This window comes from Loktanella sp. DJP18, from assembly GCF_049310965.1.
In the GTDB taxonomy this organism is placed as follows: domain Bacteria; phylum Pseudomonadota; class Alphaproteobacteria; order Rhodobacterales; family Rhodobacteraceae; genus Loktanella.
In genome coordinates this window covers 1-12,170 of record NZ_JBMERN010000113.1, presented here as the reverse complement: position 1 = coordinate 12,170, position 12,170 = coordinate 1, and the positions used below count along the sequence as shown (strand labels likewise).

At 57.3% G+C, this 12,170-nt stretch carries 12 protein-coding genes and 1 pseudogene; 10 read left to right on the top strand and 3 right to left on the bottom strand.

The features are described from left to right. Window positions 1-174: 174 nt before the first annotated feature. Window positions 175-879 (top strand): annotated as a pseudogene (locus ACOI1H_RS20300) (glutamate synthase-related protein); the annotation flags it as partial. Between the two features lie 269 nt (window positions 880-1,148). Here ACOI1H_RS20300 and ACOI1H_RS20295 read toward each other — a convergent pair. Further along, window positions 1,149-1,910, bottom strand: coding sequence for a hypothetical protein (locus tag ACOI1H_RS20295; RefSeq protein ID WP_422439726.1), 762 nt, complete (start codon window positions 1,908-1,910; stop codon window positions 1,149-1,151). A gap of 272 nt (window positions 1,911-2,182) precedes the next feature. On the opposite strand from ACOI1H_RS20295, the gene ACOI1H_RS20290 reads away from it, so the two are divergent. Beyond that, the gene (locus ACOI1H_RS20290; RefSeq protein WP_422439725.1) at window positions 2,183-2,536 is read left to right on the top strand and encodes a hypothetical protein; all 354 of its coding nucleotides are present in this window, start codon (window positions 2,183-2,185) and stop codon (window positions 2,534-2,536) included. 176 nt (window positions 2,537-2,712) lie between these two features. Next, entirely contained in the window at window positions 2,713-4,494 is a 1,782-nt protein-coding gene (gene aspS / locus ACOI1H_RS20285; RefSeq protein ID WP_422439724.1) for an aspartate--tRNA ligase, read from the top strand. A 286-nt stretch (window positions 4,495-4,780) separates the two neighbouring features. Here the strand turns inward: aspS and ACOI1H_RS20280 are convergent, their stop codons facing one another. Then, entirely contained in the window at window positions 4,781-5,296 is a 516-nt protein-coding gene (locus tag ACOI1H_RS20280) for a hypothetical protein (protein ID WP_422439722.1), read from the bottom strand. A gap of 216 nt (window positions 5,297-5,512) precedes the next feature. On the opposite strand from ACOI1H_RS20280, the gene ACOI1H_RS20275 reads away from it, so the two are divergent. The 7 genes from ACOI1H_RS20275 (at window position 5,513) to ACOI1H_RS20245 (ending at window position 11,815) form a co-directional block, all read left to right on the top strand. After that, window positions 5,513-6,091 (top strand): adenylate kinase, encoded by a 579-nt coding sequence (locus ACOI1H_RS20275; RefSeq protein WP_422439720.1) that lies wholly within the window; start codon window positions 5,513-5,515, stop codon window positions 6,089-6,091. 116 nt (window positions 6,092-6,207) lie between these two features. After that, window positions 6,208-7,650 carry a hypothetical protein gene (locus ACOI1H_RS20270; RefSeq protein ID WP_422439719.1) on the top strand — a complete coding sequence of 481 codons (1,443 nt, stop codon included), beginning with the start codon at window positions 6,208-6,210 and terminating at the stop codon, window positions 7,648-7,650. A 101-nt stretch (window positions 7,651-7,751) separates the two neighbouring features. Then, window positions 7,752-8,024, top strand: a complete 273-nt coding sequence (locus tag ACOI1H_RS20265) for a hypothetical protein (RefSeq protein WP_422439717.1) — start codon at window positions 7,752-7,754, stop codon at window positions 8,022-8,024. Between the two features lie 189 nt (window positions 8,025-8,213). Then, on the top strand, window positions 8,214-8,597 hold the full coding sequence (locus ACOI1H_RS20260) for a CAP domain-containing protein (RefSeq protein ID WP_422439715.1): 384 nt from the start codon (window positions 8,214-8,216) through the stop codon (window positions 8,595-8,597). Window positions 8,598-8,705: 108 nt separating this feature from the next. Further along, complete coding sequence (locus ACOI1H_RS20255) at window positions 8,706-8,984, top strand: hypothetical protein (RefSeq protein ID WP_422439713.1); 279 nt, start codon at window positions 8,706-8,708, stop codon at window positions 8,982-8,984. Between the two features lie 119 nt (window positions 8,985-9,103). Continuing rightward, the gene (locus ACOI1H_RS20250) at window positions 9,104-10,411 is read left to right on the top strand and encodes a radical SAM protein (protein WP_422439711.1); all 1,308 of its coding nucleotides are present in this window, start codon (window positions 9,104-9,106) and stop codon (window positions 10,409-10,411) included. Window positions 10,412-10,681: 270 nt separating this feature from the next. Beyond that, complete coding sequence (locus tag ACOI1H_RS20245; protein ID WP_422439709.1) at window positions 10,682-11,815, top strand: diguanylate cyclase; 1,134 nt, start codon at window positions 10,682-10,684, stop codon at window positions 11,813-11,815. On the opposite strand, the gene ACOI1H_RS20240 is transcribed toward ACOI1H_RS20245, so the two are convergent. Next, the coding region (locus tag ACOI1H_RS20240; RefSeq protein ID WP_422439707.1) for a DUF1330 domain-containing protein at window positions 11,816-12,170 on the bottom strand (355 nt) is incomplete at its 5' end.

Sequence of the window (12,170 nt, the reverse complement as noted above, 5' to 3'; positions counted from 1 at the left end):
CTACTTCGTGGTCTCCTGTAGTGGCGCGCCTCTCGACGTGGTCAGAACCTACGTCGAGAGCCAGCAAGACGCAGATACCAAGAAGAGAAAAGCCACAGCGCGGTCACTCAAAATGAAAAGGAAATCCTATCCCCGGGCTGAAGTCTGGGGTTTGCGGATTTTGGATGGGTGATCAAATTGTGTATCGGACACCGCAGGGAATTTATGTGCCTCGTCAAGGCAATGCTGAAGACTGGCATCACACCCGACTTCATCGTCGTGGATGGTAAGGAAGGCGGCACAGGCTCAGCACCGCTTGAGTTCGCAAACCGTGTCGGCATGCCGATGCTGGAAGGACTTCACTTCGTCCACAACACACTGCGCGGTGCAGGATTGCGCGACGACATCCGTATCGGAGCCGCCGGGAAGATTGTATCTGCCTTTGATATTGCACGCGCCCTGGCGCTCGGAGCGGATTGGTGCAACTCGGCGCGCGGTTTCATGTTCGCGATCGGCTGCATCCAGGCGCAGGCGTGCCATACAAACAAATGCCCCGTCGGCATCGCGACGCAAGACAAGGTGAGGCAGCGCGCACTCGATCCGGACGACAAGGGCACTCGGGTGGCAAAGTTCCACCGCAACACCCTCAAGGCGCTCGGCGAGATTGCAGGTGCGGCCGGTCTCGATCAACCATCAGACTTCCTTCCATACCATTTCATGTTCCGGCCTAAGGACGGGATGTTTCAGGATGGCAACGAGATGTTTTCCTATGTGCCCGAAGGATTCCTGCTTGCAGAAGTTGAAATCGCGGAGCTTGCGGAGTGGCATCAGCGCTGGGGTCGCGCATCCGCTGACAGCTTTTCACCCAAAGTGATTCCTCACGGCCGCTACGCCACCTGATCGACAAGAGAGCTTCTGAAAAATCTTCTGTTTTGCGGAAAACCCTGAGGTGATTGTCCAGCCCTAAAGAGCTATACCACTTCACAAGGATGAGACGAAGATCGAATAACAGGTCCGCCGTCCGGATACAGAGGCTACGCTCACACGGCTTAAATGTTCAACCGGATTTCAGGTGCCGCAGAGCGCCAAGTCGGTATACAAAACGAGGAATGGTTCAACGTCCTGCGGCAGTGATCGACCCCTCCAGAAATGGAGGGGTCGATGTCGTTTCACCACCCGCCATCGAAGTCTATTGATCCCGTGACGAGGCTCATATCGCCCTCGACCTCCATCATATCCGGCAGTTGCTCCCAGAATGCGATCAAGTGCGAACGGAAGATGTTGAACGCAGCCTCTCCACCCATCGAATGCAATTCGAAATAGATGACCAGATCAACCCTTGGGCTGACTTCTCGCTCAAACGCTTGTCGCGCCAGGTCGACGATTGCTTCGCTCACGACCTGCGCGAGGGCGGCGCTCAACCAAAGGCCATAACCTTGCCCGCGCTCAGGTTCCGATACGAACACAGCATCCAAGGTGAGCGCGAGATCATAGACGGATACGCCTCGGTCACCCGCCTCATCCTTTAGATCTTCGTCGGCATCCTCGCGGTGAAAGGATGCACTCATCGTGCCGTAGCCAACCGGATGTTCGCAACTTTCATCTTCCGTGTGATGCAGAAGGAAAGAGATTAGCTCGCGATTTGAATTTGCTTTGAAATGGGACTTTGGAGCAAAAGGGTTTTCCTCCGACCCGGTCATCTGATCGACACTTCGGGCATAGGTGTCGCGAAAAGCACCTCCTGAAACTGTAGCATCCATCTCAAGATCGAAACGCGGATCATCGAACTCGAAAGAGGCATCAGCAAAGAAGATATCCCGTTCGATGGATATGCGGCCGCCGGGAACCTTGAACGGGGAGACGAGGGAGAACACCAAAGCCTCAACTTGCGATTTGTCACCGTCGACATTGACAACATGAAAATTAGGCATCGGGTATCCTGTGATGGGTCGTGCAAACATCAGGGCACGCTGATCACACGGATACATTAGCATGACCGTCGACGTGAAGCGGAAATCTGCCAAGACGCAGCAATGTATCACGCAGTCCTGCGTGAGTGTCGCGGGGCTACGCCCCGCCCCGTCTTGGACTTGATAGCGGCGGGGTGAGTTAAAGTCTCATCTGCACGCGATGATCCTTGCCGCCTCCCGGAACGGCTGACCCCGGGTCACATGGTTGGGGTCTTTTTCGCATCTGATCATGCTTGGCGGATCACGAGCGATTGCGAAGCGGCAACCGCTTGCAGACCATGGCTTGGGGCTTTACCTCCATCCATACGTCTGCTGGAATGATCGGCGGAGCGCTTGATCATTCCTTTTTGGAAGCAGAAGGGAGTGCGGCAAGAGTGCGGCCTTCAGCCTTTTTTCGATATAACAGGTTTTTTCCTTTGCCTCTGACGCATTGCGCCAATATCCACATCCGACGATACGAGAGACCAATGGCACACGAAGTACCACATGAAGGGCTGATCGCCCGTGTCGCGCAATCGCTGCGCATCGTGAGCCCGCGTGCGCGCTCCAATAATGATGATCGCAATATCACGCCGGACGTGATCTGAGGTCGTGCGCCACCGGTTCGGTGGCACACCCAAGGAAATCAGGTCCGGCTTCGTGCGTCGGACCTCAGCCTGAAACCAGGCGCCGGGTCTGACACCCCGGTCATCTGCCTCGTCCGTCCTCGCGAGCTCTGGCCAACTTTCACCAGCATCCTCGAAAGACAGACAGGCAGACAATCATGCATCCCTACAGAACAATCACGTGCGGCGCGCTTCAGGCTGCCCACGAAGGTCAGACCCATAAGCTCTCCGGATGGGTTCACCGCATCCGTGACCATGGAGGCGTTCTCTTTCTCGACTTGCGCGACACGACTGGTTTGACACAGGTCGTGGTCCATGAAGGCACTGACGCCTTTACGGCATTGCGAGAGGTTCATCCCGAATGGTGTATCACCGTAGAGGGCCAAGTCGCATTGCGCGCCCCTCACCTGGCGAACAAGACTATCACCACTGGTGCCGTCGAACTCACAGCCGCGCAAATCGATGTCCTGGGAAGGTCGAAGGCTCTTCCCCTCCCCGTATACGGTGATCAGGAGTATCCCGAAGAGACGCGCCTGAAGTATCGCTACCTCGACCTGCGTCGCCCTGCCATGCAGGAGAAGATGATCCTGCGCTCAAAGGTTATCGCATCTATGCGACAGGCCATGTGGGCCAAAGGCTTCCACGAGCACCAGACGCCGATCATCACGGTCCCGTCCCCCGAGGGCGCGCGCGACTTCCTCGTGCCATCCCGTCTCCACCCCGGAAAGTTCTATGCTCTTCCCCAGGCGCCTCAGATGTTTAAGCAGCTCCTGATGGTAGCAGGCTTCGATCGCTACTTCCAGGTGGCGCCCTGCTTCCGGGATGAGACGCCTCGGGCCGACCGTTCACCCACTGACTTCTACCAGCTGGACTTGGAAATGAGCTTCACCACGCAGGAAGAGATCTTCGCACTGGTGGAAGACGTTCTGGGTGGTGTCTTCTCCACCTACGGGAAAGGCGCATCCGTCGACACGGAGTGGCCGTCCATTCCCTATCGTGAGGCAAAGGGGATATACGGGACCGATAAGCCTGACCTGCGATGTCCGATCAGGATGCGTGTCGTCTCCGATTACTTCCGCGGCTCAGGGTTCAGTGTCTTTGCGCAGATCCTCGAGAAGGCCGGCACGCAGATCCGGGCCATCCCGGCGCCAGGCGGCGGCAGCCGCAAGTTCTGCGAGCGCATGGATGCCTTTGCGCGCGCTGAAGGGCTATCGGGCATGGGATATATCTTCTGGCGTGGCGATGCGGAAGCACCGGAGGCCGCCGGGCCCATTGCCAAAGCTATCGGCCTCGCGGCCACCGAGGCGCTGCGGGTGGAAATGTGCCTTGGGGCGGGTGACGCTGTCATGTTCTGCGCAGGTTTGCCTGAGCACTTCGAGCCCGTGGCCGCGAAGGCGCGCGTCGAGATCGGTCGCGCACTCGGTCTGTTCGAGGAAGATCGCTTTGCCTTCGCATGGATCACCGACCTCCCCATGCTCGAACGGGACAAGGCCACCGGCACCATAGGGTTCGAGCACAACCCCCTCTCGATGCCCAAGGGAGGTAAGGATGCACTGGAGGGAGATCCCCTTGAGATTACGGGTGTGCAGTATGACCTCGCGTGCAACGGCTATGAGCTTCTGTCGGGCCCCATCCGCAACCACGACCCCGAAACCATGCTCAAGGTCTTCGCGATTGCGGGCTATGGAGAGGATGAAGTGAAGCGGCGCTTTGGTGCCCTTTATGAAGCCCTCCAGCATGGTGCCCCGCCCCACGGTGGCTGTGCAGCGGGCATCGACAGAATTGTGATGCTCCTCGCGGGGGAAGAGGCCATCAGGGAGGTGATGCTCTTCCCGATGAACCAGCAGGCTCAAGACGTCATGATGGAGGGACCGAAGGAAGCAGAGAGCGCCCAGCTTCGGGAGCTGCATATCAGGACCGTCATTCCAGGAAGTTCCTGATACCACGAAGAGGGAAGCGAAATCTCTGGTCACTGAAACCACGAAGGCGTCCTGATAAACCCCGGTAATCTCGCGAATGTCATGAAGGACAAGGGTGCGAGCGGGTCAGTGTCCAAGACTGATATTCCTGTCTGTCTGCCTGTCTTTCGAGATGGCGAGAGATCGAAGCTGCCACAAAATTAAAATGAGCCCGTCCGGAAACCGGCGGGCTCATTCGGATTAGGTCAACCAGGGCTCATCATGCACCGCATCATGTCCGCATTGACCTTCTCAAAGCCGACCCGGATCAGAAGCGGCGAGCAGACACAGCATTGCACCACAGTCTCGAGACATCGACTTCAGGATTATAGCGAGGGATCATGGAAATGACCTCGTCGCGCGACAAACCTTTCCTCGCGATGTTCTCGCCGTTCGTTTCAAAAAGGCAATCGACGAAATTGGCGAAGGCCTCGTCCATGTAGCCCATGATGAGATCTGCGATATCCTCAGGTAGATCGATCATGCGATCCTGGCTATCAGCAATGGACGACGCCTTCACAAAGAAGTCCTCGATCCGCCGCAGAGTGGCGACATGCACCTCGAGACGATGACCAGTATGGTCGAGCTCCTTGCGCACGAGCTGGGCAACTTCGACGCGCGTGGTGTCTGTCATGCGATAGTAGAGATCCTGCATCGCAGCACCGGTCTCAAGACCACGCTGCATCGTATTGCCAAGGTCGACAGATGCCAGCTCTGCCTCCTCGAAGCATATCTTGGCAGCACCGGCTGCCTGGTATGCCGGAACCCTCAGCACCATCGTCATCACTCCATCTCGTCAGGCAGAAATTGCTCTAGCCCTGGAATGAAGATGGGTCGCGTCACGGGTCTTGAAAAATTCTCGTCACATTTCATTTCTCCAAAAGTCAGATTTTGAAAAGGTAATTTCCGTGCGCAGCAGCGAGATCCGACATTCCGAGATCACGGCACACCTTTGGCAAAGCAAGGTGTGCCGCGCCCCGCAGTGACAGGAGAAAGAAACGTGCTGATCATCACACTCTTCGGCCCACCGGGGGCAGGCAAAGGCACACAAGGCGCAAAGCTCTCTACCCGATTTCTCATCCCACACCTGTCGACAGGCGACATGCTGCGCGAGATTGCGACCGGCGACACAGATCTTGGTCGCACCATTGCCGCTACGCTGGCGCGGGGACAATTCGCAACGGACGAAATGGTAGTCGCCATGATCTCCAATCGCATCTCGCATCCAGACTGCAAAGACGGTTTCATCCTGGATGGCTTCCCGCGCACCGTGCCGCAGGCGATTGCACTCGACACAATGCTCGCAAATCGCGGTCTGAGCCTCACGGCGGCCCTCATGCTCGACGTTGCAGATGCGATCCTTGTCAGTCGCATTGCAGCACGCGCAGCAGGGTCGGCATCTGCCCGCACAGATGACAAGCCCTTGGTGCTCGTCGAAAGACTGAGGATTTACCGCGAGAAAACAGCGCCTGTCATCGCCCACTACGCCGCGGCTGGTGTTCTCCAGACTATCTATGGGCAAAACAGTCCTGACGATGTTTTCATCGACATCCTGATAAGCCTCGCAGGGCAGGTCTGACCCCGCCGACACCACAGCTTGAAATCACAAATTGTGATCACAAAATACCATGCCCCTCCGGCAGGGTCTCTGAAGCAATGCTTGCCTTAGCGTCAGAAAAACAGAAAGAAAGTCCCATGGGTCAATATCACAAGCTCATCTGCCCAACGGCAGGCACCTGCGTCCAGCCAGACACCCTGAACTCGGGCGGCAAGGCCATCGAGCAGGTCTTTTCGGCGCCCGTTCCGGCGGTCTTGGCTTTCCTGTGTGCAGACGGTCTGACGCAGCATCCCCGCGATCTCCCCTGGGCCCCGACGGGCCTGTGGGCAGGGCACGCCCCTCTCATGATCGGCGATTACCGCGAAGATGAGGATCTGATCGGCCGAGACGATGTCCTCACAGCCTCCGAGACGGAACTCTACCTCAATGCAGGCGTAAAGAACGCGCCTCTGAAGCGGGGCCGGCGATCAAAAAATCCAAAATGTATCGCAGCCGCATTGAAGCCGCTGCTCGAGCGCGTTTTGGGCATTCGCTATACCAACATGGACATCGCAGGCCAATCAAGCACGGACTATGGTCATACCATTCGCGTCAAGCCATCGGATGAGCACCCCACCGGGTGGGATGAGGACATCAGCGGCCTCACGGCGCAGATGCAACAATCAACCGCAGACTTTCATGCACGCATCCCATCGATCTCCAACCAATCCTGGCGGCGCGCTCCCGCACACATGCCAGAGGCGGCAAACGCGCCCGATACGGTTCCCTCCGTCGCCGAGGCTGATGGGGGCAGTGCACTCATCTGGGTCAATCTGGACCGGATGGAACTCATCAACCCGGCCGACCTGGGGGATACGCCGGATCTCACCGGCATCATGATCGGTGACAGCAGCAAGGTCGTGCAAGCCATGCTATTCCATCACGAGGCGCGCGGGAGCGGCGACCTGCACCACACAGGCCCATTCTACATCGGCGGCCGCTGGCGCGGAGACCGCATCGTGCTGATGGGGCCCGGCGGGCATGGCGTGAAGGGAAAGGCCCGGCTGAGCCAGTCCGATGCCACCTCCACCTTCACTGACATCACAGGATATGCGCGCATCTTCCTCGATGATATGGATATCTTTGGCACCCACGACTTCGAAAAAGTCGACGATCTGACGGACGTCCTATCCCCGTCGAACACCGAAACCGCGATCATGGGCGCTGTCCTTTCCACCCCACGTATCGCAGAAAAGATCAGGTTGGAGGGGCGGGAGAGCTTCGACGACATGCTCTTGATTGTCGTGCCGCCGATCCGGATCACGTACAACAGCATGGGTTTTCAGCTCGACGAACCCATCGTGCTGGCCGGCACGGCAGACGCCTACACAGATCTCGGTGGACGGATCTGGCTACCTGCCGCCACTCGCGCACAGATGGCAGGTATCCTCAAGACGATGCCTGAAATCACCCTCGATATCCGGCAAGTTAGCCCGCGCGAAGCGCCGGCCGATCGCTTCAAAATATCCTGGAGCCCGATGCGGCAGATGTCGTTCAAGGGCTTGTCCAACCACGCCGTTCTGGCAGCCTTCGGCAGTTGAGATGCACTGATGCCACGCCCCGGGTGACGGGGCGTGGCATTTTTCCGTGACGCACAAAACGATCCGATCTCCGGTTCAGGCAGAACCGGACAGGCTTATTCATGCGCGCGACCCGATCGAACATCATTCTTCCACTGCTTCTGGTAGCAGGGTTTCTCTCGGGCTGCGCTGAAGACAAAGCGAAGCACTTCGCTGTCGGCGCCGGCATTTCTGCCGTCACGACCCATGTGACTGGCAGTCAGGCCAAGGGATGCATCGCAGCGCTTGGTGCCGGACTTGCAAAGGAAGCGTGGGACTCGACAGGTAGCGGTCACGTTGAAGCCGCCGATGCACTTGCGACAGTTGCGGGCTGCTCGGTCACCTTTGTTTTCTGATCCGTTTCTGCAACACGCCAAAGAGACGCATTTCCTCCGGGCATCAGAACGGAGCATGCAATGACCTGCAAAACAACCATCTTCCGCGGCCTGGGTATCCTGGCAGCCTGCCTCTCCCTCGCGGCATGCGGCGACCCTTCAACCGAAACGCCTGGCGCAGCGAGCGTCACACAAGCCCCAGAATACCAGATGACAGGCCTCCTGGCCGACACGCGGGCCTACTATTATCTGCCACCCCTGACACGCAATCCGCGTCTGGACGCGGCAGCTCGGGCCCACGGCGCAGACATGGCCCGCAACAACTTCTTCGGCCACGCGTCCACGAATGGCGATCATGTCACGCAGCGCGTCGCCAAGGCCGGCTACTCAGCCTGCCTCGCGGCCGAGAACCTTGGCTGGGGGAAAGTCCATGCAGACCCACAGACAATGATGACTGGCTGGCTGAACTCTCCGGGCCACCGCTCGAACCTGCTGCACCCGCGCGCTACGGAATTCGGCTTGGCCCGCGCCGCCGATACGGATGGCTCTCACGATCCTTTGTGGGTCCTGGTGATCGGCCGTCCCGGCTGCTGAAGCAAGCCGGATCACGACGAACTGTTCTCCCTACGGCGAACCGGGGCCTTTCCATGAGGCCCCGGCACCCCGCCGGGCGGTATGAACAGAGATGAAAGAAATCACGTCATGAAAGATTTCAACGCGCTAGCGCTCGCGCACCAACATACCTGGGAGAGTTGCGGCTACAGCTTGACGATCGTCGAAGGATTGCCGAGCGTAGGAGGCGATAACAGGCAGTTTTACTGCGACGTTGTTGCGAACGACTGCGGCGCTGCGGAACTGATGAACCACATCAGGACCGGCAACCTGGAAGAATGCGACCGATACAGAGCCCGCGCCGCAGACGATGGTATCGACCTCGATGCGAGCCAGGACATCTTCATGCAAATTACACCCCAAACCTGATCAGTCCGATCGGCCGACACACAATCCCGCATACAGCCCGCCTAGGTCATGCCACCAACTCCAGCTCCGCACATGGGATCATCTTTCACTCCGCAAACGACCCGCGGATTGACGCAGCGATGCCGGCCACCGAAATCAACAGTATTGATGAATTCTCCCGCGATAAATTCGTGTTCTCTGACATGCGCGAAAAAGCTCTCTACCTGTTGCGTGATACCAGCTACCTGAACATCTCGAACCACGAGATGATCGCCGTCAGCCAGGTGCTGCGAAACTACGGTGTCGGAGATGTCATGGTTGAAGCGCGCGGCATGGAGCTGCCGATCGAAGACCAGACCAGCATGCAGTTCCATCGCTTCCAGGCGGGTGGTGTAGGGTTTGCGGACTGGCTGGATTTCATGTTGTCAGACAACATCACGATCTACGGCTACGACGACAACTACGACAGGCCCAGCACCGCCCTCACGGCCGCCGGCGTTGCAATCGAGCTGGGCTCCGACCTGACATGGAAAAAAGATGGTGCCGCGATCGTGGGCTACCAGCCCAACAACGGCACAAAGGTGCGCTGGTCGCGTGAGCCCTACACAAAGTCAGAGACACCCGAACTTGTGGACGTCAAGATCACCGACTTCTGTGGTTACGGCTGCACCTTCTGCTACCAGGGGTCGACGAAGGCTGGCATGCACGCGCCTCTGGCCCGCATCGAGCGGATCTTCGACCAGCTTTCCGCGATGAATGTTTTTGAGGTCGCCATCGGCGGCGGCGAACCTGCACATCATCCTGACTTTGCCAAGATCATCGCGGCCGCGACCGCACGCAAGCTGACCTTCAACTTCACAGCCTACGGCCTGGACTGGCTGAAGGATGACGCAGTCCTCGACGCACTGAAAGCTGCCCGTGGCAATGGCGTCGGCATTTCGGTGCACTCGCGCAAGGACCTCATCAAGGTCGCGCGCGTCCAGGAAAAGTTGATCGAAAAGGCGATCTACTCTCTGTCCGCCATGGCCCAGACCGTCGTCGGCGCAACGCCGATGACCATTATTTCCGAGATGTTGGAAGCGTGCATTTCGGAGCGCAACCCTCTGCTACTGCTTGGTTTCAAGGATACAGGCCGGGGCGCTACGTTTGGCAAAAGTAAGCCGAGTGACGATGCGATCAAAAAACTGCTTGTGCGCGCCAAGGAGGCAACCGAAACCACACAAGCCAGCTGGCGGAATTTTCAACTGTCGGTCGACACCGCCTTCCTCGATCAGTATGGGCACATTCTCGATGAGCTGAACGTGCCGCACAGCCTGCGTACCTCGCCCGATGGCAAGTTCTCGATGTATATTGATGCCGTCGAGAATACCTGCGGTCCGTCGTCATACTGCGACCCGGGTCTCATGGTGCCGGTCGACAACTTGCACGCACAGTTCGCAACCTTCTGACGCCAGTCGCGATACGTAATAGTAACATTCAGCGTGCACAAACTATCAGCCCCGGCGCCACTGTGGCACCGGGGCCTTTTGCTTTGGCATTTTCGATTCCGCAGGACTCGATAAGGAAAAATAAATCTCTCATCATTTTTTCCGCCACAAGACGGAAGATATGTGTCATAACGCGGCATGGGAAGCACAACGATTTCATCGATGTTTTTAGAACACTTCCTTAGAACAAATTTACAATAAAAACAGTTTCCATACCGAACGGAAGAAATAGTGGACGGGTCATTTTTACAGGTCCTATCGTTCGTCGAGACGATGGGAGTAATTTCGCTCCTTGTTGTTCTCTATGGTGTGTTGAAGCGATCATCTCTTGAAAAGGCTCTGATCTCAGCAGACGCTGGTATCGTTTACAGCATAGCGATCGGACTCATCTTTGCGGTGAGCGTCATCTACACGATGTTGGACCCCATTGAGCTTTCAGAAGGGGCGGCATTCGATGTCAGGTGCCTTTTTGTAGGCGTGGCCACAGGATTGTTCGGACCGCTTGTCGGCCTCGTGCCTCTGATTGCAGGATCACTTCTGCGCATTTCCGTCGGAGGGCCGGGCATCGCCCCAGGCCTGTTCGCTCTGGCACTTTCATTCGGGGGTGGTTTGATCTGGCGCACCTACGTGCGCGATGCCTTTGCCGGACTCATTGGACGCGGCACTTCTCTCGGCTTCTGCCTGTCGATCCATATCTTCGCGATACTCACCCTAGCCGAAGATATCTGGGAGGATCGTCTGGTCAGCCTTACGGTCTTCTATCTGACCAACAACATCTTCGGCGCAACATTGATATATGGACTCCTGCGCAGAGAGGACACGCTCCTCGACCAGTTTTCCAATCTTGAAAAATCTGCACATCACGATGCGCTGACCGGTCTCGTCAATCGGCGAAAAATGGAAACCCTTTATGTCCAGCCCCGGGCAAGGCGCACCCGGGACCGGGGCACAGGCATCATCTGCTTCGATCTTGATGGCTTCAAGTCCGTCAATGACAGGTATGGCCATGATGTCGGCGATCAGGCACTCATTCTCGTGGCCGAAAAGGCCTTGAAAGAAGTTCGCTCAAACGACCACGTGTGTCGTCTTGGCGGTGACGAGTTCCTGATCCTGTTGCAGGACGTCGAAGCGGCAACGGTAAAAAATATCGCTGAGCGATGTCGCAGCGCCATTCGCGATCATCGCTTCATGGCAGGTGATATGCCTGTCCAACTCTCTATAAGTGCGGGAGCCATCTGGAAGCCGACCAGGGCATCCTTCCGCAAAGACTACAGGATTGCCGACAGAGCCCTTTACAAGGCAAAAGACGACGGAGGGAACACGGTCTACATCTCGAAGATGGAGGACGGGATCATGCGCTACTGATCACGGGGCAACGATTGCCATGTTAAAGCTTGAAAAAGCGCGGTCGCGGATGGGACCAATTGCCTTGTAGACATCACTCTGAATGACCAGGTCGACAGCCTTCCGATCTGGATATTCAACAAGAATGACGAGCGGGGCAGGAATCCTGCCGATCCCAACCTTGGTGACAGGAAACCGACTTATCATCCTTGCACCTGCGGCAGCGATCAACCGACCGATCACGTCAAGATAAAGTGCCAGCGCTTGAGGCTCGTCGTCATTGACCGCAACGAGAGCAAGAACGATGACATTCATGAAAACAAAACCCTTCTGATGCTCGCAGATCGACCTGCGCCTCGTGAAGCTCCCCGGATTG